At 63.8% G+C, this 25165-nt stretch carries 21 protein-coding genes; 10 read left to right on the top strand and 11 right to left on the bottom strand.

The features are described 5' to 3' along the window. Nucleotide 1: 1 nt before the first annotated feature. From VF194_RS00975 to lptF, 3 genes are read right to left on the bottom strand one after another with little or no spacing between them, the layout of a single operon-like run. Complete coding sequence (locus tag VF194_RS00975; RefSeq protein WP_330887119.1) at nucleotides 2-2158, bottom strand: LPS-assembly protein LptD; 2157 nt, start codon at nucleotides 2156-2158, stop codon at nucleotides 2-4. Beyond that, a complete protein-coding gene (gene lptG, locus VF194_RS00970; RefSeq protein ID WP_330887117.1) occupies nucleotides 2155-3237 on the bottom strand; it encodes an LPS export ABC transporter permease LptG in 1083 nt (360 codons plus the stop codon). The genes VF194_RS00975 and lptG overlap by 4 nt, the downstream gene beginning before the upstream one ends. Before the next feature lie 11 nt (nucleotides 3238-3248). Beyond that, nucleotides 3249-4373, bottom strand: coding sequence for an LPS export ABC transporter permease LptF (gene lptF, locus VF194_RS00965; protein WP_330887115.1), 1125 nt, complete (start codon nucleotides 4371-4373; stop codon nucleotides 3249-3251). 156 nt (nucleotides 4374-4529) lie between these two features. On the opposite strand from lptF, the gene VF194_RS00960 reads away from it, so the two are divergent. Both VF194_RS00960 and VF194_RS00955 read left to right on the top strand, forming a co-directional pair. Then, complete coding sequence (locus VF194_RS00960) at nucleotides 4530-6065, top strand: leucyl aminopeptidase (RefSeq protein ID WP_330887113.1); 1536 nt, start codon at nucleotides 4530-4532, stop codon at nucleotides 6063-6065. Nucleotides 6066-6075: 10 nt separating this feature from the next. Further along, on the top strand, nucleotides 6076-6531 hold the full coding sequence (locus tag VF194_RS00955) for a DNA polymerase III subunit chi (RefSeq protein WP_330887111.1): 456 nt from the start codon (nucleotides 6076-6078) through the stop codon (nucleotides 6529-6531). 7 nt (nucleotides 6532-6538) lie between these two features. Here the strand turns inward: VF194_RS00955 and VF194_RS00950 are convergent, their stop codons facing one another. Beyond that, nucleotides 6539-8452, bottom strand: a complete 1914-nt coding sequence (locus tag VF194_RS00950; RefSeq protein WP_330887109.1) for an ABC-F family ATP-binding cassette domain-containing protein — start codon at nucleotides 8450-8452, stop codon at nucleotides 6539-6541. A gap of 101 nt (nucleotides 8453-8553) precedes the next feature. Here VF194_RS00950 and ndk point away from each other — a divergent pair, with 101 nt between their 5' ends. Continuing rightward, nucleotides 8554-8976, top strand: a complete 423-nt coding sequence (ndk, locus tag VF194_RS00945; protein ID WP_330887107.1) for a nucleoside-diphosphate kinase — start codon at nucleotides 8554-8556, stop codon at nucleotides 8974-8976. 87 nt (nucleotides 8977-9063) lie between these two features. Here ndk and purN read toward each other — a convergent pair whose 3' ends face one another. Both purN and purM read right to left on the bottom strand, forming a co-directional pair. Then, the gene (gene purN, locus VF194_RS00940) at nucleotides 9064-9714 is read right to left on the bottom strand and encodes a phosphoribosylglycinamide formyltransferase (protein ID WP_330887105.1); all 651 of its coding nucleotides are present in this window, start codon (nucleotides 9712-9714) and stop codon (nucleotides 9064-9066) included. Next, nucleotides 9714-10793, bottom strand: coding sequence for a phosphoribosylformylglycinamidine cyclo-ligase (gene purM, locus VF194_RS00935; protein ID WP_330887103.1), 1080 nt, complete (start codon nucleotides 10791-10793; stop codon nucleotides 9714-9716). Before purM ends, purN begins: the two co-directional genes overlap by 1 nt. A gap of 222 nt (nucleotides 10794-11015) precedes the next feature. Between purM and VF194_RS00930 the strand changes: the two genes are divergently transcribed. From VF194_RS00930 to VF194_RS00920, 3 genes are read left to right on the top strand one after another with little or no spacing between them, the layout of a single operon-like run. After that, nucleotides 11016-11990: a DUF2066 domain-containing protein gene (locus VF194_RS00930; RefSeq protein WP_330887101.1), complete on the top strand. Its 975-nt coding sequence runs from the start codon at nucleotides 11016-11018 to the stop codon at nucleotides 11988-11990. Then, nucleotides 11987-13066, top strand: a complete 1080-nt coding sequence (locus tag VF194_RS00925; RefSeq protein ID WP_330887099.1) for an AI-2E family transporter — start codon at nucleotides 11987-11989, stop codon at nucleotides 13064-13066. Before VF194_RS00930 ends, VF194_RS00925 begins: the two co-directional genes overlap by 4 nt. Continuing rightward, nucleotides 13063-13731 carry an HdaA/DnaA family protein gene (locus tag VF194_RS00920; RefSeq protein ID WP_330887097.1) on the top strand — a complete coding sequence of 223 codons (669 nt, stop codon included), beginning with the start codon at nucleotides 13063-13065 and terminating at the stop codon, nucleotides 13729-13731. Before VF194_RS00925 ends, VF194_RS00920 begins: the two co-directional genes overlap by 4 nt. A gap of 3 nt (nucleotides 13732-13734) precedes the next feature. On the opposite strand, the gene VF194_RS00915 is transcribed toward VF194_RS00920, so the two are convergent. Both VF194_RS00915 and VF194_RS00910 read right to left on the bottom strand, forming a co-directional pair. Then, nucleotides 13735-14436 (bottom strand): response regulator transcription factor, encoded by a 702-nt coding sequence (locus VF194_RS00915; protein WP_330887095.1) that lies wholly within the window; start codon nucleotides 14434-14436, stop codon nucleotides 13735-13737. Further along, on the bottom strand, nucleotides 14433-15890 hold the full coding sequence (locus tag VF194_RS00910) for a sensor histidine kinase (protein WP_330887093.1): 1458 nt from the start codon (nucleotides 15888-15890) through the stop codon (nucleotides 14433-14435). The genes VF194_RS00915 and VF194_RS00910 overlap by 4 nt, the downstream gene beginning before the upstream one ends. Before the next feature lie 160 nt (nucleotides 15891-16050). Between VF194_RS00910 and VF194_RS00905 the strand changes: the two genes are divergently transcribed. Together VF194_RS00905 and VF194_RS00900 are read left to right on the top strand one after the other, a co-directional pair. Then, complete coding sequence (locus VF194_RS00905; protein ID WP_330887091.1) at nucleotides 16051-18570, top strand: autotransporter outer membrane beta-barrel domain-containing protein; 2520 nt, start codon at nucleotides 16051-16053, stop codon at nucleotides 18568-18570. A 74-nt stretch (nucleotides 18571-18644) separates the two neighbouring features. Next, entirely contained in the window at nucleotides 18645-19433 is a 789-nt protein-coding gene (locus VF194_RS00900; protein ID WP_330887089.1) for an alpha/beta hydrolase, read from the top strand. Here the strand turns inward: VF194_RS00900 and VF194_RS00895 are convergent. Together VF194_RS00895 and VF194_RS00890 are read right to left on the bottom strand one after the other, a co-directional pair. Next, nucleotides 19430-19603, bottom strand: a complete 174-nt coding sequence (locus VF194_RS00895; protein ID WP_330887087.1) for a DUF4169 family protein — start codon at nucleotides 19601-19603, stop codon at nucleotides 19430-19432. The two genes, VF194_RS00900 and VF194_RS00895, sit on opposite strands and share 4 nt — an antisense overlap. A 114-nt stretch (nucleotides 19604-19717) precedes the next feature. Then, nucleotides 19718-21016 carry an Nramp family divalent metal transporter gene (locus VF194_RS00890; protein ID WP_330887085.1) on the bottom strand — a complete coding sequence of 433 codons (1299 nt, stop codon included), beginning with the start codon at nucleotides 21014-21016 and terminating at the stop codon, nucleotides 19718-19720. 250 nt (nucleotides 21017-21266) lie between these two features. Here VF194_RS00890 and VF194_RS00885 point away from each other — a divergent pair, with 250 nt between their 5' ends. Next, nucleotides 21267-22247: a bile acid:sodium symporter family protein gene (locus VF194_RS00885; RefSeq protein WP_330887083.1), complete on the top strand. Its 981-nt coding sequence runs from the start codon at nucleotides 21267-21269 to the stop codon at nucleotides 22245-22247. A gap of 71 nt (nucleotides 22248-22318) precedes the next feature. Here VF194_RS00885 and VF194_RS00880 read toward each other — a convergent pair whose 3' ends face one another. Continuing rightward, nucleotides 22319-22855 (bottom strand): histidine phosphatase family protein, encoded by a 537-nt coding sequence (locus VF194_RS00880; RefSeq protein ID WP_330887081.1) that lies wholly within the window; start codon nucleotides 22853-22855, stop codon nucleotides 22319-22321. Between the two features lie 131 nt (nucleotides 22856-22986). Here VF194_RS00880 and VF194_RS00875 point away from each other — a divergent pair, with 131 nt between their 5' ends. Next, a complete protein-coding gene (locus VF194_RS00875) occupies nucleotides 22987-25164 on the top strand; it encodes an RNA degradosome polyphosphate kinase (RefSeq protein ID WP_330887079.1) in 2178 nt (725 codons plus the stop codon). The last annotated feature ends 1 nt before the right edge of the window (nucleotide 25165 follow it).

Here is a 25165-nt window from a genome sequence, read left to right as displayed (position 1 = left end):
CTCAATTGAATGTTGCGATCCGGAAGCGGAGTCCGATCGTGGTGTCGGGTTGAACTTCACGGTTAACCGTGAATGTCCGTTGTGCAAAGACTACGATATCGAAACATTCGTCGGTATAGCGCAAACCGGCGAAATTAAGAAGGGAGCCGCCCCGGTCCCCGAGATCGCGGGTATGCCGAAACTCCGTGCTCCAGTACTTCGTCATCTGCATGCGCAGTGTTCCCGCGATTGCCTCCTGATCGCCCACATCGTCGAGGAAATCGGTGTCGGCCACATCTGCATAAGTAATGCTCAGGAATGAGGTGTTCGAGCCGATCTGCGTGGTCAGTTCATTGCGGCGAACTGCCAGCTTGCTGTTCGGCGACAGCCGAACCCGGTCGATCAGGCTGAGGTAGCGGCCGGGCGAGATCGTCAGGCGGCCGACATAGTCCGACATCTGATCGTCGAGGCCGGAGCCAGGGGCAAAAGTGTCGTCGGCATGACCGCGGATCGATTGGCCAACCAGCAACTCTGAATATCCGCCGCTCTGGCCGTAAACCGCCGCTCGCACGCCATAATTCAATCTTGGACCGCCATCCCACCGGTCATAGCCCGGGAAGCGGTCCAGACCGAACAGGTTTGTTTCGTCGAATTCCGGGCTGAGCGAATCCTCATTCGGGATTCTGCTCGAATTGCTGCCATAGGGGGTGATGACCGCGCTGACGATCGGCTCGATCAATTGCCGAACCGTACCCTCGTCGCGGACGAACGGGTAGCGCCAATCCAGCGCAACGAGTGGGACGACGCGGCCTGCAAACTCGGAGCCGTTGCTGTCCGTCTGCAGGCCCAGCGACTGATTGAGGTCGTTTACCCAATAGCCGTCAGCGCGCAGCATCGCCGTGGCAGTGTAAATTTCTCCGCTCGGCGCGTAATAGGGTTGTGTCCAGGTGGCGCTGGTGGAAAGCCTCCGGGTATCGGTCCCCGCCTCGCGGTAAATGGAGGCCATATTGGCGCCAAAGGTCCAGTAGCCGCCGTATTTGCCGGGATCGGTCGAGGCGGAATAGTCCAAAATTGGCGCGACGATGGGAACCGTATCCGGGGCGACGTCGGTTCTGATGTTCTGAAATGCGAAAGCGTTGATTGCCGCGTAATGGCGATTGTTGATCGCCTCGGCATAGACCCGGCTGGTCAGGGCATTGCGGGTCGTATAATCGGGGATCCGATAAAGGCTTGGATAAGTGTCATCCGAGGCACGGAAAATGTTGGCGCCCCAGGTCAGGTCGTCGTTCGCCCTGAAAGCCATATTGGCGCGAATATGACCGCGGAACTCCCCGCCATCCTGCTGGTTCCCGCTTTTGTCGACTTTGGTGATGCTGCCGTCGAGATCGATTTCGCCGGTCTGACGCCGCTGTCGGAACTCGCCATAAATCTGGCCGCCTTGATCGGTCGAGAATTGCGGCATCAGCGTCAAGTCTGCGTTGTCGTCGATGACGTAGTAATACGGGATGCGGACTGCCTGGCCGAAATAGGTGTTGGTCAGATAGCTGGGCGGCAGCAATCCGCTGCGGCGGGACACGGTCGGATCGGGATGGCTGAAATAGGGCGTATACAGGATCGGCACGCCGAACATTTCGAAGGTCGCGTCACGATAATAGACTTCTTGGGCCTCCTGATCGTGTTCCACGCGATCGGCTTTCAATTGCCAAAGCGGGGGGCGGGTCGGGTCTTTCGCACACAGGGAACAGGTCGTATAGACGCCTTTATGCAGGATCGTGCGGTTGCCGTCCTTACGCTCGCCATACGCCGCCGCACCCCGTGAATTGTCCGCCAGCAGGAAAGAGGCATCGCGGATGAAGCCATTACGCATGCCGCCGGTCAGTTCCATGTAATCGGCGAAGAGAACCGCGCCGTCCTGCTGCATCAAAGCAACATTACCGCTGGCGACCACCTTATCGTCGCGCTCGCTGTAGCTCACGAGATCGGCAAGCAACGTCTCCCCATTCTGGGCCAATTCGACATGGCCTTCGGCAGTTACAATGCCAAGCGATTGATCGTATTTCAGCGTATCAGCCGTAACGAGCACGGGCGCATTGGTGCTCGGTTGCGCGAATGCCGATACGGATATCGCCAGCCAAGACCAGAATACCAGGAGAATGAAGGAACTGCAGCGGCGGCTCATCCATCCTCCAGATGAAACAGCAAGGACACACCCAGCATCAGGAAGATAACGGTGGGGGCCCATGCAGCGAGCGGCGCAGGGATCGTTCCGTTAAGGCCGAAAGGCTGAACAAGCTCGACACTGAAATACAGAAGAAAGCCCGCCGCCACGCCGCCGGAAAGCATGACGCCGATGCCGCCGCGGCGGGTCAGGCGAAGGCTGAAGCTGGCAGCGATCAACAGCATGCCGCAGAGCAGTAGAGGCAGCGACAGCAGCGAATAGAAATAAAGCCGATGGCGGACGGCAGAGAAGCCGGCCTGCTCCAAAGTGGCGATGAAAGACGGCAACTCCCAGAACGAAATCGTATTGGGGGAGGCAAAGCTTTCCTGGATGCGATTGAATGTCAGCGTGGTGGGCAGGCGCAGTTGGTCGAGACGCTCGGCCGGTTTGTCCGGATAGCTGACAACGACCTCCTTCAGCACCCATTCTCCGTCTTCCAGCAGTGCACTCGCGGCATCAATGCGTTTTACGAAATGATCGCCCGCTTCGAAATAGAAGAAGATCGCATCGTAGAGTTCGATGCCCTGACGTGCGGTGCGCAATGCATGGATGACGACCTGACCGGTCGCATCGGCCTCCCGCAGCCACAACCCGCCGGAGGAGACGGCGAGCAGGCTGCTGCGACCGCGCAGCGCCTTGGCTTCCAGCGTTTCGTAGCGGCCAAGCATGGCGGATGACAGCGGGTTGTAGACCGTCACGACGAAGGCGCCGAGCAGGAAGACCAGGGCAAGGCCGGGAAGGAGGAATTGCCAGACGGAGACGCCTGCGGCACGGCTGACGGTCAGTTCCTGTGAGCGGGTCAGCCTTGTCAATGCCAGCATGCCGCCGAACAGGACGGCGAAGGGAAACAGCTTTGTGAGCAGCGAGGGCAGTTTCAGGATCGACATCTCGAAAACCACCGGCAGCGTGGCATCGCTGCTTTTCGCCGCCCGGCGCAGCAACTCGACGGTATCGAAGCTGAAGGCCAATACGGCAAGAACGATCAGCACACTCAGGATCGCCAGCAGATAGTGGCGCCCCAAATACACCGATAAAGTCATCGATTGCCGCATCAAGCGTTCCGCAGGCGAGGGCGTAGCTGAGGCTCACGCAGCAGGAAGGCTGCTATGGCGAAAAAAGCCAGCGGCGTGACGTACAGCAGCGGGATCAGAGTCGGCGTTTGGGTGGCCAGATGTATGACACCCAGGCTCAGCACCTGCAGGAGGGTTGCCGCCGCCGCGCCGACGGCCAGCCTTTTGCCTTGGCCGCGACGATTGAACTCGCCGCCGATCACGCTGGCGACTGCAATCATTATCAGGGCCGGAACCAGCAGCGGGGTCACCAAGCGGCGGTGGCCTTCGACGATCAGCTTGCTGTAATTATTCCTGTCGTCCGGATTGCTCATATCCGGCCAGAACAGCTCGCTCAGATACCGTTCGGAGGGCTCGCGCCAGGCGGCGGCTTCCTTTTCCGCATAGGCCTGCAGATCCAAGCTGTAATTGTCGAAATACAGCAACGACAGGGACTGCCGGTTGGAGTCCATCTGTTGCCTGTTGCCGTTGACCATGTAGAGGCGGGGGCCTTCCGGGGTGCGCAGCAGCCTGGCTTTTTCCGCCATCATGGTGATCGGCTGGCCTTTCGTGCGGTTGTCGTGCACCAGCACGCCGATCAGGTCCCCATTGGGTTCGCGTTCCCGCACATAGACCGTCAGATTGGCCGTTGGCGTGTTGAAGACCCCTTCGAGGATCGCCATGCCGGCGAGGTCGTTGCGGAATTGGTACTGCGTCTCCCGCAAGGTGCGCGATCCCAGTGGCATGAGGAAAAGCAGGATGAGATACATCACCGCCATGATCAGGATGGAGATGTATAGGGCGGGCCGCGCAAGAGAAAGCCGGCTGAAGCCCGCGGCCGAAAGCACGATCATCTCGGAATCGCTGGCCAGCCGGTGAAAGGCATAGAGCGTGGCGCAGAAAGCGGCGACCGGCAGGATGATCGCCATGATGTTCGGCAGCACCAGCAATGTCAGATAGAAGAAATCGGCCAACGACAGGTTGTTGTTGACGATCCGGTCGATGAAGCGCAGCGACTGGGTCAGCCAGATCACCCCGGTCAGGGTGAGGGTGGCAAAAAGCATCGGCCAGGCGATCTGGCGCATGATGTAGAGGGATACCCCGCGCATGGCCGGCAGTATACCCATTCCGCCCCTTCTGGCCACCGCCGTGACCTGAAAAGAAGGGCTTGGATGATAAAGAAGATTCGGCGAATCGCCGGGCTGAGGCGGATTGATCGCCCGGCCGCCCCGCCGTTATAGTGCCCGGTCGGTTCCCACCCCAATTCCCTGGACTGAAGCGCCATGAAAATCGATATCATCGAAGCCAAGCCCCCCAAGAGCGGCAGTCTCGTCCTATGCGTGTCGGATGGCGGCCAGCTCGGCCCTTTCGGGATTCAGGTCGATAAGGCGGTCGGCGGGGCGCTGGCCAGGGCCATGGCGGCTGCGCCGCGGTTTTCCGGCGCCAAGGGGCAGTGGCTCGAAGTGTTGGCCCCCGGGGGCGCGGCGGGCGGCGCCAAGGGAAGCGCCGGGGCGGCGATACGGCGTGTCCTGCTGGCCGGACTGGGCAAGCCGGCCGAGATCAAGGCCACAGCCTATGAGGATCTGGCCGGAGAAGCCGTCCGTCGCCTGATCACATCCGGCGAGACCGACCTTGCCATTGCCACGGAAGTGCCGAAAGGCGCTGTTCTGCCGGCCGCAGAAGCCGCGGCGCGGGCCGCCCTGGGAGCGCGGCTCGGCGCCTATCGCTTTGATAAGTATCTGACCAAGCTGAAGGACAAGGATAAGCCGTCCCTGAAGGCCGTCAGTATATTGAGCGACGCGGCGCCCGCCGCCCGCAAGCTGCACCAGCCACTGGACAAGCTCGCGGACGGCGTCACCCTCACTCGCAATCTCGTTACCGAGCCGGCCAATGTGATCCATCCGGAAGCACTGGCGGCGGAATGCCGCAAGCTGGCCAAGCTCGGCGTCAAGGTCGAGGTGCTGGGCGAAAAGGAGATGAAGAAGCTCGGCATGGGCGCGCTGCTCGGCGTCGGCCAGGGGTCGGATCGCGAGTCGCAACTCGTGGTGATGCAATGGAATGGCGGCAAGAAGGCTGGCCAGCCGGTGGCCTTTGTCGGCAAGGGCGTCTGCTTCGATACCGGCGGCATCTCGATCAAGCCCTCTGCCGGCATGGAGGAGATGAAATGGGACATGGCCGGCGCCGGCGCGGTGATCGGCACCATGGCAGCCTTGGCCGGCCGCAAGGCCAAGGTGAATGCCGTCGGCGTCGTCGCCCTGGTCGAGAACATGCCGGGCGGCAAGGCGCAGCGGCCGGGCGACGTGGTCAGGTCGATGTCGGGTCAGACCATTGAGGTGCTCAACACCGATGCCGAAGGCCGGTTGATCCTCTCCGATGCCATGTGGTATTGCCAAGAGCGTTTCAAGCCGCGCTTCATGGTCGATCTGGCAACGCTCACGGGCGCAATCATCATCTCGCTCGGTCATGAGCATGCCGGCCTGTTCTCCAACGACGATAAGCTCGCCGAGAACCTCGCTGCCGCCGGCAAGGCGGAAGGCGAACTGCTCTGGCGCATGCCGCTGTCGGATGCCTATGAGGAGGGTCTGAAATCGCCGATCGCCGACATGCAGAACATTGCCGGACCTGGCTTCGGTGCCGGCTCGATCACGGCGGCGCAGTTCCTGCAGCGCTTCGTCAAGGACAAGACACCCTGGGCGCATCTCGACATCGCCGGGACCGCCTGGAGCAAGAAGGACAAGCCTACGGTGCCCAAGGGCGCGACCGGTTTCGGCGTGCGCCTGCTCAACCGCCTGGTCGCCGACCATTACGAGGAGCGGTGAACCTGTTGGCATGACCGAACTGCTTTTCTACCATCTGACCCGGCGGCGCCTCGAGCAGGTGCTGCCGGAATTGCTGGAGAAAACCCTGCAGCGCGGCTGGCGCGCTGTGGTGAAGGGCGGTTCGGAAGAGCGCATCGACGCGCTCAATGGTCTGCTTTGGACTTATGGCCGCGCCAGCTTCCTGCCGCACGGCGTTAAGGCCGATGGCTTCGAGGACAAGCAGCCGATCTATCTGACCACCGAATACGAGCGGCCGAACAAGGCCGATGTACTGTTCCTTGTCGATGGTGCCGATGCCGAGGATGTCTCGGCCTTCACCCGCGTCTGCGATCTTTTCGATGGCAACGACGAAATCGCCGTGCAGGCCGCGCGCGAGCGCTGGAAAAAAGCCAAGGCTGCCGGCCATACGCTGACTTACTGGCAGCAGAGTGAAAGCGGCGGCTGGGTCAAGAAGGCGGAGGGGTGAACGCCTTCTAAGCTGCCTCGTTCTGCGCTTCCTCGAGCTTTTCCTGCGCCGCCAGCCAGTCCTCTTCCGCGGCTTCAATCCTCTTTACCAGTTCGCCATGCTGCTTCTGCAACTCGGCCTGGGCGGCGGGCGACAAGGTCTCGTAGGTCTTTGGATCGGCCAGCTTGGCATCCAGTTTTGCTTTTTCGGCATTGAGCCTGGCCAGGGCTTTCTCGGCATTCTGTACGGCGATGCGCAGCGGGGCGAGCATCTGGCGCGTCGCTGCCGCCTGCTTGCGCTCGGCCTTGCGGTCGACCGCCGACTTCTCGTTGCCGCCGCGCTCTTGCGCCAAGGCGGCACGGCGTCTCTCGGCCAGCAGGCGGGCATAATCGTCAAGATCGCCATCGAACTCCTTCACCGTGCCGTCGGCTACCAGCCAGAAACGGTCGGCGCAGGCTTCCGCCATATGGCGGTCGTGGCTGACCAGGATGACCGCACCCTTGAATTCATTGACCGCCTGCACCAGCGCATCGCGCGTATCCATGTCGAGATGGTTGGTCGGTTCGTCCATGATCAGCAGATGGGGCACATGATGCGTGACCATGGCAAACAAAAGCCGCGCGCGCTCACCGCCCGACAGAGCACCGGCCTTGGTGGTCGATTTGTCGCCGGTGAGGCCGAAGCTGCCCAGCCGGGTGCGGATCTGCTCGACGGTTGCCTTCGGCATCAGTGCCTGCAGATGTTCGACCGGCGTGCGTTCCGGCTCCAGCACCTCATCTTGATCCTGGGCGAAATAGCCGATCCGCAGCTTGTTGGTCTGCTGCATCCTGCCGGCTTGGGGCTCGAGGCGTTTGGACAGCAATTTGGCCAAAGTCGATTTGCCGTTGCCGTTGGCACCCAGCATGGCGATGCGGTCATCCATGTCGATGCGCATGTTCAAGCCGCGCAGCACGGGCTTTCCCGGTTCGTAGCCGACCGCGACATTGTCGAGCGAGATGATTGGCGGCGCCAGCTCCTCCGGCTCGGGCAGGCGGAAGATCACCGTCGGATCTTCGATGGCTGCTGCGATCGGCTGCATTTTCGCCAGCATCTTGAGCCGGCTCTGCGCCTGACGCGCCTTTGAGGCCTTCGCGCGGAAGCGATCGACAAATTCCTGCAGATGGCGGCGCTGTTCGGTCTGGCGGGCGGCAAAAGCCGCCTGCTGCTCCATGCGGGCGCGGCGTTCGGCTTCGAAGCTGTCGTAATTGCCGCGGTAGAGCACCAGCTTGGCGTGGTCGATATGCAGGATATGCTCGACCGCGTTGTTGAGGAAATGCCGGTCATGGCTGACCAGCAGGAAGGTGCGCGGCCAGGTCTTGAGATAGCTTTCCAGCCATAGCGAGGCTTCGAGATCGAGATGGTTGGTCGGCTCGTCGAGCAGCAGCAGGTCGGGTTGAGCGAACAGGCAGCCAGCCAGCGCCACGCGCATGCGCCAGCCGCCTGAATAGGTGTCCAGCGGCCGGTTCTGCATCGCTTCGTCGAAGCCCAGGCCGGCCAGGATCACGGCGGCGCGGGCCGGCGCGCGATGCGCCTCGATCTCGGCGAGCCGCAAATGCACCGCGGCGATGCGCTCGGCGTCTTCCATGCTGCTCGACAGCTCCAGCTCCTCGGCCTCGGCCAGGAGGGCTTCGCGTTCCTCATCGGCGGCCAGTACGTACTGGATCGGTGTCTGGCTGCCGCCGGGCGGCTCCTGCGGCAGCTTGGCGATCCTGCAGCGTTCCGGGAGTTCGACGCCGCCCGTCTCGGTCTGCAATTCACCGCAGATCACCTTCAGCAGGGTGGATTTGCCGGTGCCATTGCGCCCCACCAGGCCGACCTTATGGCCGGCCGGGATCGTGGCCGAGGCGTGGTCCAGCAGGACACGGCCGGCAATCCGGTAGGTTAAATCGCGAAAACTCAACATTTCGGGGTCTGAAAGGCCTGGTCAGGGAGTTGCAGGGGAGCGGCGAAGCCTCTATATAGCCGCCACCTTTTTTCCCGCCAATGCCGAAAGGACGATCGACCATGGCGATTGAACGCACTTTCTCGATCATCAAGCCGGATGCCACCCGCCGGAATCTGACCGGCGCGATCAATGCCAAGATCGAGGCCGCCGGCCTGCGCATCGTGGCGCAGAAGCGCATCTGGATGAGCCAGAAGCAGGCCGAGACCTTTTACGGCGTGCACAAGGAGCGGCCCTTCTTCAAGGATCTGGTCAGCTTCATGATCTCCGGTCCGGTGGTCGTGCAGGTGCTGGAAGGCGAGAACGCCATCGCCAAGTACCGCGAAGTCATGGGCGCCACCAATCCGGCCAACGCGGCGCCGGGCACCATCCGCAAGGAATTTGCCGAGAGCATCGAAGCCAATTCGGTGCATGGCTCCGACGCGCCGGAAACCGCCGCCGTCGAGATCGCCTATTTCTTCTCGGGTACCGAGATCGTCGGCTAAACCGCCCGACACAATCCGAATACGGAAAGCCCGGCAGTACTGCCGGGCTTTTTTTGTTTTACACGGCTTCGATTTGTGCAGCTTCGTTTATACGGTAGGGCTGATCATCGCGCCCTGCGGTACCGCTGCCTCCTGCACGCGCACGACCTGGCCTTCCACGGTCAACCGCCCCTCGGCCAGCCAGCGCAAAGCCTGCGGATAGATCCTGTGCTCCTGTTCCAGTACCAGGGCGGCAACCTCGTCCGCCGTGGCGCCAATCGGCACCGGCACGACGGCCTGCACGATGATCGGGCCTTCATCCATGCCGGGAGTGACGAAATGCGCGGTGCAGCCGGTGAAGCGCACGCCGGATGCCACTACCTGCTCATGCACATGTACGCCTTTGAAGGCCGGCAGCAGCGAGGGGTGGATATTGATCATCCGCCCGGCCCAGTTCTGCACGAAGCCTTCGGTGAGAATGCGCATGAAACCGGCAAGGCAAACGAGCTCGATGTTGTGTGCCTTCAAGGTCGCGTGCAGCTCGGCGTCGAAATCCTCGCGGCTTCGCCCCTTGCTGGGGATGACCGCCGTGGTGATGCCTTTCGCCTGCGCATAATCCAGGCCGGCGGCAACAGGGTTGTTCGACACCACCAGAGCGATCCGGGCGGGGAAGCCCGCGGCTTCGGCTGCCTCGACCAGGGCGCGCATGTTGCTGCCACGGCCGGAGATCAGGATTGCGGCGGACTTGCGCGCCGCCATCAATTCCAGGCTCCCGCCATATTGACGACGTCGCAGACCGGTTCGGCTGTTGCATCGTCCAGTTTCTCGATGCGGCCGATGCGCGAGACGGCCTCGCCGGCGGCAGTCAACGCCGCCTGCACGGCATCGACCTGATCGGCAGCGACGACAACCACCAGGCCGATGCCGCAATTGAACGCCCGCGCCATCTCGGCGTCGGAAATCTTGCCCGCTGCCTTGAGCCATTTGAACACCGGCGGCAACGACCAGCTTTTGGCATCGATCACGGCCCGGGTGCCGTCGGGGAGCACGCGCGGCACATTGTCGACCAGCCCGCCGCCGGTGATATGCGCCATCGCCTTGATGCGGCCATCGCGCACCAGCGGCATGCAGCTTTTGACGTAAATGCGCGTCGGCACCATCAGGATATCGGCCAAAGGCTTCGAGACCTCAAACGGAGCAGGGGATTCGAAGTCCAGACCGTTATCGGCGATCACCTTGCGCACCAGGGAGAAGCCGTTGGAATGCGCGCCCGAGGAAGCCAGCCCGAGCAGCACGTCGCCGGCCTGCACATCGCGCGGCAGCAGGCGCCCGCGTTCGGCCGCGCCGACGGCGAAACCGGCAAGGTCGTAGTCCTTTGCGGCATACATGCCGGGCATTTCGGCGGTCTCGCCGCCGGTGAGCGCGCAGCCGGCCTGGCGACAGCCTTCGGCGATTCCGGCGATGACGCGCTTGGCCACCTCGACCTCGAGTTTGCCGGTGGCGTAATAATCCAGGAAGAACAGCGGCTCGGCGCCCTGCACCAGGATGTCGTTGACCACCATGGCGACCAGATCGATACCGACGCCGCCATGGCGGCCGGTCTCGATGGCGATTTTCAGCTTGGTGCCGACACCGTCGGTGGAGGAAACCAGAATCGGATCGGAAAAGCCCGCTGCCTTGAGATCGAACAGCGCGCCAAAGCCACCCAGAGCTGCATCGGCTCCCTTGCGGCGGGTCGATTTGGCCAGCGGCTTGATGGCATCCACCAGGGCCTCGCCGGCATCGATATCGACCCCGGCAGCCTTATAAAGCGGCGACGTGTTGATGGTGGCCTCCACGATAGGCTAGAGTGGATGCCGGCCAACATACCCATTCCGCCCTTGTTTGCAATGCTCCAGACCCGCCCGACAAGGCTCTGTTTCATCGTCCTTTTTGCTGGTCTTCTGGCATTCGCGACAAGCGGGCCGGCGGATGCGCAGGAAAATACTGGCCAGGGAAACGCCGCCCCGGGCGCCCCCTCGGCGAAGGCGAAACTGGCCAACCCCTACACCGTTTCGGCCGTGGCCGTCGATGCCAGCGCCGACAGCGCCGCCGCTGCCCGGCCACTCGCCATTGCGGACGGCCAGCGCCGCGCCTTTTCGCAGCTCATGCGGCGGCTCACTTTGCCCGAGGATTACGGGCGGCTGCCCCGGCCGACCGAGGCATTGCTCAATCAGACCGTCGCCGGTTTCGAGATCGACGAGGAGCGGACATCCGCAACCCGCTATATCGGCAAGATCACGGTGAACTTCCGGGCCGATGCCGTTCGCCGCCTGTTGCAGGATGCCAGGCTGCCCTATTCGGAAACCGTGAGCCGCCCCGTGCTGCTGATCCCGGTCTGGCAGGCGCCTGCGGGGGAGAAGCTGTGGGAAGCCGATAACCCCTGGCGGGATGCCTGGCAGAGCCGGCCGGACGGCGATGGTCTGGTGCCGTTGGGTGTCGCGCCGCCCAGCGACAGCGCACCGTCGCTGGATCGGCTGCTTGCCAATTCGGAGGATCTGCGCGGTTTCGCCCGTCAGCAAGGCTTCGAGGACGTGCTGATGGTCTCGGCGACGCTGAAGCAGCAGGATCCCGGTAACGTCCGCATCGAGATTTACCCCTACCATGTCGGCGGCGCCGAGTTCCTCGATCGGCTCACGACTTTCACCTCCACCGGCGGAACGCAGGAGGAGGCGCTGCTTTCAGCCGCGATGGAGCTGTCGCGGCGCATCGAGGCGCGCTGGAAGGAGAGGACGGTCATCGATCCGGAGAAGCAGGGGCAGCTCAGCGCCGCCGCCTTGTTCACCAGCCTGGCCGAGTGGAACAAGCTGCGCAGTGCGCTGGCGGCGGTACCGGTGGTGCGCAAGGTCAAGGTACTGCGTCTGTCGCATCATGACGCGCAGCTTCTGATCGCCTTCTATGGCGAGCCGAACCAGCTCGCCGTGGCGCTGGCACAGCGCGACGTGCAGCTCGAGCAGAATGGCGGCTTCTGGGAGCTGCGAGGTCGCCAGCCTTGACCCTCCGGCAGCAATATATCGCCTGGGTGATCATCGCCGCCCTTGCCGTCGCATTGCTCATTCTGTTCCGCCCGATCCTGCTGCCTTTCGTCGCCGGCATGGCGGTGGCCTATTTCCTCGATCCGGTGGCCGATCGATTGGAGCGCTGGGGTCTGCCGCGCACGGTAGCGACGCTGCTGATCATCCTGGCCTTCTTCCTGATCGCCATTTTGCTGCTGACCTTTCTGGTGCCGGTGGCGGTTCATCAGCTCGAAAGCTTCATCAAGCACCTGCCGGAATACATCGCCTGGTTCAACGGGCGCGTCCTGCCTTATATCGAGAGCCTTACGCGGCGCTTCGGCATCGACCTGCGCGGCAATGTCGAGCAGGCGCTGAGCGGCAATTCCGGCCAGACCGTGGCGATGCTGGGCAATGTGCTCAACAGCCTGCTCGGCGGCGGCTGGGCCATCTTCAACGCAGTATCTCTGCTGGTCATCACGCCGGTGGTCGGTTTCTATCTGCTGCGTGACTGGGACCACATGATCGCCCGCATCGACGCCTATCTGCCGCGCGATCATGCCGAGACGATCCGCACGCAGGCGCTCGAGATCGACCGCGTTCTGGCCGGCTTCGTGCGCGGGCAGGTGCTGGTCTGCCTGTTCCTTGCGGCTTTCTACGGCATCGGCCTGTCGGTCGCCGGCTTGCAGTTCGGCCTGTTCATCGGCCTGACCGCAGGCATGATCTCCTTCATTCCCTATGTCGGCACCACGCTCGGCTTCGCCGTATCGGTCGGCGTGGCGATCGTGCAGTTCTGGCCGGACTGGGTGATGATCGCCGTTATCGCGGGCATTTTTGCCGTCGGGCAGTTCATCGAAGGCAATATCCTGCACCCGAAACTGATCGGCGATCGCGTCGGCCTGCATCCGGTCTGGATCATTTTCGCCCTGCTGGCGGGCGGCACCCTGTTCGGATTTCTCGGCGTCCTGCTGGCCGTGCCGGTTTTCGCCGTCATCGGCGTGCTGGCGCGCTTCCTGCTCGAACGCTATCGCAAGAGCCTGCTTTATCGTCCTGGTGCGTCACCCGATCCGAAGGCATGAAAGTGAATCAGCTCAGTCTTGGCCTGACGCTGCCGATATCCTGGTCGCGTGAGGATTTTCTGGTTGCGCCCGGCAACGAGGCGGCGCTGGCCTGGATCGACCGCTGGCCGGACTGGCCGGGGCAGGCGCTGGTGCTCCATGGCCATGCCGGTTCGGGCAAAACCCATCTGGCGCAAATCTGGGCCGCAACGGCGTCGCATGCCCGCATCGTCGGCCCGGACCAGGTGCGGGTGGGGCAGGTCGACGATCTGGCGCGGCAGCCGCTTGCGGTCGACGACGCCGACTGCGTCGGCGATCCGGCGGCGCTGTTTCATCTGATCAACATGGTGCGCGAACGCGGCCACACGCTGCTGTTGACCGGATCATTGCCGCCGGCGCGCTGGCCTTTTGCGCTGCCCGACCTGATGTCGCGGCTGAAGGCGATGCCGTCGCAAGTGATCGCCGAGCCCGACGACGCGTTGCTCGCCGCCGTGCTGGTCAAACTGTTTGCCGATCGGCAACTGAATGTCGGTGAGGAAGTAATCCGCTATCTGGTGCCGCGCATCGAGCGCTCCTGCCATGCCGCCCGCCATTGGGTCGCGGCCCTCGATGCCGCCGCCCTGGCCGAGAGCCGGGCGGTGACCGTCGCGCTGGCCCGAAAGGTCCTGGAAGCGCAAGCGGACTGAGCCTCAGTCTTCGATTCTGCCGGGGGCGGAGAAGGCGTAGCCGCGGCCATAGACCATCTTGATCGGCGCGTCGAGCTGGGCCGTATCCTTGATCTTGCGGCGCAGCCGATTGACCACGGCGTCGAGATGGCGGTTCTCCCAGTTGGTCTGCGGCCGGGCGAGGATTTCCGCCAGCCTCTCGCGCGAGCAGGCCTGGCCGATATTGTCGAGCAGGGCGGCGAGGAAGGCCTGTTCGGTCGCCGTCAGTTTGATCTCGCTGCCATTCGGCGCCAGCAGGTGCCAGGAACTGCGGTTCAGGATCCATTGGTCGGGCTGGCGGCCGGCCGCCTTGTTGCGCGGATCCTGCAGCCGGCGCAGCAGACTCTGCACTGTCGCCTCGATCTCGCGCAGGCTGCTATGCTTGACGAGGTAGATGTCGGCGCCGCTCTCGAATCCCCTGATGCGGTCGTCGGCTTCGCCCAAAGCCGTCAGCATGATGATGCCGCAGTCAAACCGGCCGCGGATTTCCCCGGCCAGCTCGAAGCCGTTGCCGTCCGGCAGCCCGATATCCAGGATGATGATGTCCGGCGCGGCAGGTTCCGCCAGCAGGACGCGCAGTTCGCGCGCCGTGCCGACGCCCTCGGCGGCAAAGCCGCGCATGGTAAGATAATCCACCAGATCGGTGCGCAGCGAGGGTTCGTCCTCAACCACCAGGATGCGCGTCATGCGACTTCTCGATCCTCTGCTGAGCGGCGTGATGGCGTAAGTCCGGGCAGCGGCAGGCGTACCGACGCGACGGTGCCGCCGTCGGGGCCGTTATGCACGTTCAGCATGCCCCGATGGTAGCCGAGCAATTGCCGTGCGCTATGCAGGCCGAGGCCGGTGCCGGTGGCCGGCTTGGTGTTGGAAGCGCGGAAAAAGCGCCGGCCGACCGAGTCCAGCTCATCCGCCGGTATGCCGATGCCGTGATCGGTGACGCTGATCGTGATCGCACCGTCGTCGGACCGCGCCGCGATCTCGATCGGGCTGGCATCGGGCGAATACTTGATCGCATTGTCGATCAGGATGATCAGAACGGTGGCCAGCATCTCCGGGTCGCCCCAGTAGAAAGGCAGAGTCCGGTCGGCGGCGAAGGTCAGCTGATGGCCGGCATCCATGCTGGCGAAATGACGCTGCACGCGCGCGAAGAGACTGGCGATGGCGATTCGCTTCGGCTGCACCAGCTCGGCCTGGCGGCGCTCGGAATCGAGGAAACGGTCGATCAGCAGCAGCAACCGCTGTACCGCCTCGCGGATGCTGGTCAGGCGTTTGCTCACAGTCTCAGGCGGCTTGTCCAGCACCACATCGATCATTTCGGCGGCGCGATCGACGATGGCAAGGGGCGTGCGGAATTCGTGGCTGACCATGCGCAGGAGCTGGTGCTGCTCCGAGCGCAGCGCCTTCTCGGCGGCCAGACTGGCCGATAGCTGTTCCTGCAGCTTGCGCCGTTCCGCCACTTCATTGGACAGCGCCTCGTTTTTCTGCCGCAGATCGGAAGACAGCCGAAGCCCGACCATGAGCAGCAGGCACAGGAAGTAGATCGTGACGAAGACGTTGATCTCGAAAAAGTAAAGCGCCTGGGTGGTGTTATCCGCCGCCGGCATTTCGAGCGAAGTCTGATCCTGGGCTGTCAGCCAGGCGCGGCTGATCGTGGCTGCCGCGTGCTCTACAAGAAATGCGATTGTCGTCCAACGCAAGAACCGGGGTTGCGTGCGATCGAAAGCCAGCGTTCGAATCATGATCGCCACCGCGGTAATGGTGACGAGGGCGGTGGCGTGGGTGCGGATCGCCACATTGGTTGGGTCCAGCGCCAGTGCCAGCGACCAGAAGGCGACGGAAAAGGCGACCACTCCGATATTGACGAGGGGAAACCGCCGTTGGTTGAGGAAGCGCGCCAAGCCGTCTGCCGCCAGTATCAGCCCGGTATTCACCAGCGTGTTGTCGAGCACGATGTGCCACGCCGGCGGTGCCGGGCCGCGCATGATGATCAGGACCAGGCCAATCGCGAATACGATATAGGCGCTGGCAATGAGGGTGAGCTCGTATAAATGGCGCTGCGACACCCAAACGAACAGCCAGACAATGCCCTGGAGACTGGCATTGACGACAAGGATGATCAGGATGGTCTTCAGGTCGAGCATGCGGCCGCATCCTCTCCGATCTCGTCGGGAAAGACTAGACCTTAGCCGACATCGCGCACCGCAAGAATTGGTCAGAATTGGTCAGAATTGGTGAGGCGACGCGCGCGCGGAGTTGTGAGATGGACTACCGGAAGCAGGCATATCCGGTGGGGTATTCATCATGACGATGCGTATGGCTGCGCGTTGGCAGGCTGCCGCACTCCGCGCGGCGCTGTTCGCGGCAACTGCGCTGGTCGCGTTGGCGCCGCAGAAGGCCGCAGCACAGCTATGGACTGGCGATGGCGGCGACATGAATTGGTATAATGCCGCAAACTGGACTCTCGGCTTCGTGCCCGACGGCTCCACCGTGGTGGGCATCAACGGCACCTCCAGTCCTGTCATTATTTCCGGTGGAACTACGGCAAGCGGCAACATCGCGATCGGCTATTCGAGTCTTCGCGGCGCACTCACCATTACTAACGGGGGAGTGCTGAGCACCACGGGCCAGGCAACAGTAAACAACAGCGCCGATCAAGGCACTGTAACCGTCGACAACGGCCAATGGAACATCACCGGAGACCTGTATTCCAGTTATGCAGGGATTGGCACGCTCTCCATCTTCAACGGCGGCACGGTATCGGTAACCGGTTTTGGTATGTTCGGCGCCGGTAGCGGCGGCGTTAGCAATGTCACGGTGTCCGGTCTGGGTTCGAGCCTTACCACCAATTCCTTTATAGTAATAGGCGGTCAAGGTGCCGGTAAGGTGGTCCTAACGGATGGCGGCAAGCTGACGGTTGGCGGCGGCACTGGGATCGTCAGACTTGACATGGTTGCCGGCAGTTCGGGTACATTGATCATCGGTGCGGATGAGGGCCAGACCGCCGCCGCAGCGGGCGTCGTGGAAGCCGGCTCTATTCAATTTGGCGGCGGCACCGGCAAGCTCATCCTCAACCATACCAGCGCCGGTTTCACGCTAGGCGCGGCAATGTCGGGCAGCGGCACCGTCAGCCAGCTTGCCGGCGTTTCCATTCTCAGCGGCGACAGCTCAGCCTTCACCGGCACGGCCGATATCGACGGCGGCACGCTGACGGTGACGGGCAAGCTGGGCGGCACGATAAACGTCAACAGCGGCGGCATCCTGGGGGGCGCCGGCACGGTGAAGACCATCGTCGTCAACACTGGCGGCACGCTGGCGCCGGGCGGCGTCGGCACCATCGGCACGCTCAACGCCACCGGCGATGTCACCTTCAACAGCGGCTCGACGCTGCTGCTGGATTTCGGCAGCGGCGGCGTTGACCGCCTGGCGACTACGGGCGCGGTCACGATCAATCCGGGCGCGACGCTGAAGATCGATGCCAGCATCGCCTTCAATCCGGGCGGCCAGATTCTGGTGTCGGGCAGCAGCCTGACCGGGCAGTTCGGCACCGCGATACTGGCCGGCGGCGACAGCATCGCGGATTCGGTGCATTACGACGGCACCAGCGTCAAGCTGCAGGCCGCGCAATCCGGCAAGCTGGTGCCGGCGGCAATCACCAGCAGCGGCACGGCGGCTGCCGGCGTACTGGATGCGGCCCGCGGCAATACGCAGCTGACCAACCTGATCGCCGTGCTGGATGCATTGCCGGCCGAGCAGAAGGCGGCGTCGCTGACCTCGCTGTCAGGGCAGACCACCACGACGGTGGCCGCGATGCCGACCACGGCGGCCGCCTCGGTGGTGTCCACCGTGCTTAACCACAACACGGCGCAGCCCGGCGCCACTGCGCCGATCCGCTTCAGCGGTTCGGCCGACAGCGCCGATGCCGGCGGCCGCAGCGGCGTCGCCACCGGTGATCAGGCGTCGGATGCCGATCATGGCGCCTGGGTCAGCGTGCTTGGCGGCTTCGGCTCGGTCGATGCCAAGAATGGCGTTGCCGGCTCGAGCACCAAGACCGGCGGCCTTGCCGGCGGCATCGATCTGCCGCTGAAGGAGGATCAGCTGACGGCGGGTATCTCCTTCGGCTATGTCGGCAGCCGCACCGATATCGACAGCGACGGCGGAGCCGCCAGCGCCACGGCCGGCTTCCTCGGCCTCTATGGCCGGCTGGAGAATTGGGGCATCCGCCTCGACGGCACACTGATGGGCGGCCGCCATTATGCCGAGCAGAGCCGCAGCGTGACGGTGGGCACGGCGACCAGCACGGCCACCGGTGAGAATAACGGCTGGAGCCTCGGGGCGGGGCTACAGGTCAGCGCTCCCTTCCAGCTGGTGCGCAGCGACGACTTCAATGCCAATATACGGCCCTTCGCCGGGCTGACCGGCCAGCGCTATTGGCAAGGTGCGTTCAGCGAGACGGGGGCGGGAACCGCCAATCTGAGCTACAGCGCCTTCACGCATGACAGCCTGGTCAGCCGGCTTGGCGCCGCCTGGGAATTCGAGGCGGTGGCGGGCAAGGAGACGCGTATTGCGCCGATGATCAACCTGGGCTGGGCGCATCAGTTCGCCGACAACGCGCCGCAGATGGATGCCGCCTTCGTCCTGCTGCCGGATCAGCGCTTCTCGGTCACCGGCGCGCAGATGGACCGCGACAGCCTGGAGATCGGTCTTGGCGTCGATATCGTCGATCTCGGCCAGGGCCTGACCTTCACGCTGGGCTATGGCGGCAGCCTGGCGCGCGACGCCCAGGACCATACCTTCTCAGGCCGCGCCAAATTGGCCTTGTAAGTTGGGACAGGAGCGGCATTTTTGAGCCGCTCCTGCTAAACTGCATCATGCGTTGGATTACGATTATCCTGGCAGTGCTTGCATGCGTCGGTCTCGGCGCTTGCGCGGCAACCGACCGGCTGGCCCTTGCCGAGCGGCAGGCTGCGCCCGCCGGATTGCAATTCCAGATCGTCGAAACCCCGGCCTATCGCCTGGCCGTGTGGCGGCGGCTCCGCGATCCGTCGTTGCCAGTCGATGTCTACATAGAAGGGGATGGTCTGGCGTGGCTCGACCGCACCCATCCGTCGCCTGATCCGACGCCCCGGCATCCCGTCGGCCTTCTGCTGGCCGTGGCCGATCCGGCGCCGAATGTCATCTATCTGGCGCGGCCCTGCATGTATGTCGACCTGCGGCGGGAAACGCATTGTCAGACCGGAACCTGGACGGACGGGCGTTTCGATCAATCGGCAGTGGAGGCCATCGACCGGGCGCTGGGCCAAATGAAGCCCGCTGCCATGCCGGCCAACTTGGTCGGCTATTCGGGCGGTGCCGCCATTGCCGTTGCTCTGGCGGCCCGGCGCCGCGACATTCTCTCGTTGCGTACCGTTGCAGGCAATCTCGACCCGGCTGCGGTCAACCGCCTGCATCATGTTTCCCGGATGCCGACTGCGATCGATGTCGCCGCGCTGGCGCCGCGTCTGAAACTCCTGCCGCAGCGGCATTTCGTCGGCAACGACGACAAGATCGTGCCGGCATCCATCGCGGAACGGTTTTCGTCCGAGGTGGGCGCCTGCGCCGCGGTCGGCCGGGTGGCAGCCAGCCACGGCGAAGGCTGGCATGAGCAATGGCCGCGCCTGCTGCAGATGCCATTGCCCTGCCGCTAATCCAGCTTCTTGCCGTCCAGATCCTTCGCAGCGCGATCCGCCTCCCGCCGTTCGAAGGCCTTGCCCGCCTTGCTCTGGCCGTGACGGACCCGGTTCGCTGCCGCTTGCGCCTTGGCGGCGCGCCGTTCGCGTTCCTTGCGTGCCTTATTCAGATTGACGACGTCGCCCATGGCCTCATCCTGTCATGAAACGGGCCGGCTGCGTTGAGATCCGGAATGCGTCGAGTATAGCTGCGTATAGCCGCCTGCGAAAGCCGGGGCCGATTTTCCGCATCCCGCAAATCGTCATCCGGCGATGGCAGCCCGCAGCAGGTAGAGATCGAGCCCGACGATCAGCGCGGTGATTGCGGCCGCCGCCAGCACGGCGGCGGGATGGAGAGCGAAACGGCCCATCACCTGCCGGCGGGCGGCAATTGCCACCAGCGGCACCAGTGCGAAAGGCAGCGCGAGCGACAGCACCACCTGGCTCAGCACCAGCAGCGTATCCGGGCTTTCGCCGCCGCGTTGCGTCGTCAGGACGAAACCGATGGCGACCGCGATCACGCGGGTGATGATGCCGCGCAGCCAGGTCCGGCTTTCCCGGCCGCGGAAGCCGCGCGTCAGTATGCGGCCGGCCAGCACGCCGGTAATCGCCGAGGATTGCCCGGCGGCATAGAGTGCGGTCGCGAAGACGGTCGCCATTGCGCCGCCAAGAACCAGCCGCATCGCCTCATGCGCCTCGTCCAGGCTGGCGATTGCGACGGTGCCGCCGGTCAGCGAGGCGGCGGCGACCACCAGGATGGCGCCGTTGACCAGCATCGCGAGCGACAGCGACAGCACCGTATCGCCGGTGGCCGTGCGCAGCGCCGCGCCTGCGGCGCCCCGGGTCGGCCCCGGCATGTCGCGCAGCCGTTCTGCCAGCAGCCCGGAATGCAGATACAGGTTATGTGGCATGATGGTGGCGCCCAGGATGCCGAGGCTGATCAGCAAGGCGCCATGATCCTGGAGCAGCAGCGGCGCCGCATGGGCGACATCGCGCACCATTGCGCCGGCATCCGGCCTGGCCGCGATCAGCAGGGCCACGAAAGACAGCGCGACGACGGCGATCAGCAGATTGACCAGCTTTTCCTGCAGGCCGGCATGGCCCCTGGAGACCAGCATCACGGCGATGGTGCCCAGGGCCGTCACCGCCAGGCCGGCCTGCAGCGGCAGCGCGAATAGCAGGCGCAGCGCGATGGCGCCGCCGACCAGTTCGGCCAGGGCTGTTGCCAGAATGGCGGCCTCGCCGGCCGCCCAGGACAGCACAGCGACGGGGCGGGGCAGGAGGCGGCCAGTCAGGCTGGCAAGGTCTTCGCCGGTCGCCACCGTGACGCGGACGACCAACGATTGGATTGCCATCGCCAGCAGGCTGGAGATCACCACCACGGCCAGCAGGCTGTAGCCGAAGCCGGTGCCGCCAGCGATGTCGGTAGCCCAGTTGCCCGGGTCGATATAGCCGACGGCGACTAGCAGGCCGGGGCCGACCAGCCGTCGCAGCGTCTGGCGCAGGCCTGGTTGAGAAAAGCCGGCCCGACCGAGCGTGATGGCGGTGACGAGACTCGACATGGCGTTTTCGTCGCCCCTAATTGCGAACGATTTGCAGTTTATATAGGGCAGGCAATACGAGAAAACAGATTATTCTGATCAGACTGATTGACTATACCAATGATCAAAAAAGCGCCGAAGAGAGTAGGGCTAGGGTTCGATTATCGTCGAACGACGACTTTTTATATACCCAAGCATTGCATACAAGCGGCCGACCCGGGATGATGCCGCGCCCTGTCGCCTCCCCGAATCAAACAATTTAAGGATTCCCGTGGCTGCCAAAATCCGCCTGCCGGTCGACGGCTATGTCCTGGCCATTGTCCTCACCGCCGCCACCGCTGCCGTGATTCCCGCGCGCGGCGCAGTGGCGGATGGCCTGTCGCAGGCCATCGTGGCCATCATCGCCCTGCTGTTTTTCCTGTATGGCGCCCGGCTATCCCCGCAGGCGGCCTGGGCCGGCGCCAAGCATTGGCGTCTGCATCTCGTCGTGGTGCTGGCCACCTTCGCCATGTTTCCGCTGCTGGGGCTGGCGCTGATGCCATTGGTGCCGCAGGTGATCCCGACCCAGCTTTATGTCGGCATCATTTTCCTCTGCGCTTTGCCGTCCACGGTGCAGTCCTCGATTGCCTTCACCTCGATCGCGCGCGGCAATGTCGCGGCGGCGATCTGCAGCGCTTCGCTGTCCAGCCTGCTTGGCATCATCATCACCCCGCTGCTGGTCGGTCTGCTGCTGCAGAGCGAGGGCAACGTACAGATTTCGGCCTCCAGCATCGAAAAGATCGTGCTGCAGCTCCTCGTGCCGTTCCTGGTGGGGCAACTCAGCCGTCCGCTGACCGCGCGCTGGGTGGAGCGGCAGAAGAGATTGCTCAGCTATGTCGATCGCGGCTCGATCCTGCTGGTCGTTTACGCGGCGTTCAGCGAGGGCATGGTCAGCGGCATGTGGCAGCAGCTCGAATGGCTGGATCTCGGCATGCTGTTGATTGTCTGCTGTGCGCTGCTGGCGGTGGCGCTCAGTCTCACTACGCTGACGGCCCGTCTCTTCCGTTTCAACAAGGAAGACGAAATCACCATCGTCTTCTGCGGCTCCAAGAAAAGCCTCGCCACCGGCCTGCCGATGGCCACCGTGCTCTTCGCCGGCGGTTCGGTCAGCCTGGCGGTGCTGCCGCTGATGCTGTTCCACCAGATCCAGCTGATGGTCTGCGCCGCTTTGGCCCGCCGCTATGCCAAGCGGCCGGAGGTGGCCGAGGGATAGGAATGGGCTGAACTGGCTTCCATTGGCTTAATCCTGCAAATGACATCAATAAATCCTCATAAGTAGCTGTTTTATTTAGATTCTATTTCTCTTGGCGCCGTGAGGCTGGCCAGAAAGCCGCCGCCTGGCCCGATCTGGCTCCAGCTTTCGACCGGAAAGGTCAGTTCGGCCAGAGCGCCGGTCGGATATTTGCTGGCGAGCCGGAGCAGGGTGTCGCGGTCCGCGCTGCCGGTCAGTTGCCGGGCGAAGTCCTCCAAACCTGGATTGTGGCCGATCAGCATAACCTTGCGGCAAATGGCCGGCACCGCGCGGACCAACGCCAGCAGGGTCGGCGGCGCGGCCATGTAAAGGGAGGGCTCGAAGCGGATTTCGGCCATCGGCCTCCGGTCGTCGCCGGCCAGCCCTTTGGCCACCCCCTCCCAGGTTTGCCGGGCCCGCACCGCCGGCGAGCAGAGGACGAGGTCGGGCCGCAGGCCGCGCTCGGCGATATGGCGGGCGAGCAGGCGGCAGGCCCTTTTACCGTGTGGGCTTAGGGGGCGGGAGAAATCGTCCCGCTCCGGATCGTCCCAGGCCGACTTGGCATGCCGCAAAAGCCATAACAGAAGCATGGAGTTATCCTTGATCAGATCCGCCCGCGAGGCTGCCGCCGCTTTGACATAAAGGGTGGTTAGGACCTATACCCGAGGCGTCGACCGGCCAATGGCCCGGACAGGCGGCCGGGAGCGACAGAGGCAGAGATATGCAGCAATTGGCCGATAGTCTCCAGACCGCTGCCCCCGCTGGGGCCCCCTTGGCGCGGCCGGCGATCACGCTCAGTCCGCGCGAGCGCTATATCAACCGCGAATTATCCTGGCTCGCCTTCAATCTGCGCGTCATGGAGGAAGCCAACAACAAGCGTTATCCGCTGCTCGAGCGGCTGCGCTTCCTCTCGATTTCGGCTAACAATCTCGACGAATTCTTCATGGTCCGCGTCGCCGGCCTGCATGGTCAGATCCGCGCCGGCATCGAGGAGCCGAGCCAGGACGGCCTGACCCCCGCCCAGCAACTGGCGCGGATTACCGAGGCTGCCGGCGATCTGATGCGCAAGCAGCAGGCCTGCTGGCGCTCGCTCAGCGTCGAACTGGCCGCCGCCGGCATCCAGGTGCTGGAGCCGCACCAGCTGACGGCCGAAGACCGGCGCTGGCTGGAGGATTATTTCCTCGCCCATGTCTTCCCGGTGCTCACGCCGCTGGCGATCGACCCGGCGCATCCTTTCCCGTTCATCCCCAATCTCGGTTTCGCGATGGTGATGCAGATGCGGCGGATGCGGGATGGCCGCAGTCTGAATGCGCTGCTGCCGCTGCCCAGCCAGGTCGAGCGCTTCACCCGCCTGCCGGGCGATGGCATCCGCTTCCTGTCCCTGGAGAATCTGGTCGGCTTGTTCCTCAGCAAGCTGTTTCCCGGCTATGAGATTCTTGGGGCCGGCCTGTTCCGCATCACCCGCGACAGCGACATCGAGATCGAGGAGGAGGCGGAAGATCTGGTCCGCCTGTTCGAGACCGCGCTCAAGCGCCGCCGCCGGGGCAATGTCATCCGGCTGAAGATCAACCACGACATGCCGGACGACCTGAAGAAGTTCGTCTGCGAGGAACTTGGCGTCAGCCCGGAGGCGGTGGTGCTGGTCGAGGGCCTGCTCGGCCTGGCCGATACCAAGAAGCTGATCGTGGACGACCTGCCGGAGCTGAAATTCCCGCCCTTCAGCCCGCGCTTCCCGGAACGCATCCGCGATTTCGGCGGTGATTGCTTTGCGGCGATCCGTCACAAGGACATCGTCGTCCACCACCCCTATGAAAGCTTCGACGTGGTGGTGCAGTTCCTGCGCCAGGCAGCGGCCGATCCGCAGGTGGTGGCGATCAAGCAGACGCTGTACCGCACCTCGGATGACAGCCCGATCGTGCGCACCCTGATCGAGGCGGCCGAAGCCGGCAAGTCGGTAACCGCCCTGGTCGAGCTGAAGGCGCGTTTCGACGAGGCCGCCAATATCAAATGGGCACGCGATCTGGAGCGCGCCGGCGTGCAGGTGGTCTACGGCTTCATCGAGTTGAAGACGCATGCCAAGATTTCGCTGGTGATCCGCCGCGAGGGCGGCCAGCTCAATACCTACGCGCATTTCGGCACCGGCAACTATCACCCGTATACGGCGCGCGTTTATACCGATCTCAGCTTCTTCACGGACGATCCGGCGCTGTGCCACGACGCAACCTGCCTGTTCAACTTCCTTACCGGATACGCCGCGCCGGAAAACCTGAAGAAGGTGGCGATCTCGCCTTACACCTTGCGGCCGCGCCTGCTCGCGCTCATCAACGAGGAGATCGAGCATGCCGAGGCCGGCCGGCCGGCGGCGATCTGGGCCAAGATGAACAGCTTGGTCGATCCGGTGGTGATCGATGCGCTTTACCAGGCAAGCCAGGCCGGCGTGCAGATCGACCTGGTGGTGCGCGGCATATGCTGCCTGCGGCCGGGCGTGCCGGGACTGAGCGAGACGATCCGGGTCAAAAGCCTGATCGGCCGGTTCCTCGAGCATTCGCGCATCGTCTGCTTCGGCGCGGGCCATGGCCTGCCTTCGCCCGAAGCGAAGGTGTTCATCTCCTCGGCCGACTGGATGCAGCGCAATTTCGACCGCCGCGTTGAAGTGCTGGTGCCGATCCAGAATCCGACCGTGCATGAGCAGATCCTGGATCAGATCATGGTCGCCAACCTGAAGGATCAGGCGCAAAGCTGGTATCTTGGCTCCGACGACAAATATGTCCGGGCCTCGAGCGATCCGGACGCCTTCAGCGCACATACCTACTTCATGACTAACCCCAGCCTGTCCGGCCGCGGCAAGGCTTTGAAGAAGCCGGAATCGATTCCGCGTCTGCAGTGGAAGATAGGCTAGG

Source organism: Ferrovibrio sp. (assembly GCF_036381655.1).
Lineage (GTDB): Bacteria > Pseudomonadota > Alphaproteobacteria > Ferrovibrionales > Ferrovibrionaceae > Ferrovibrio.
This window is presented reverse-complemented; position numbering and strand designations above follow the sequence as displayed.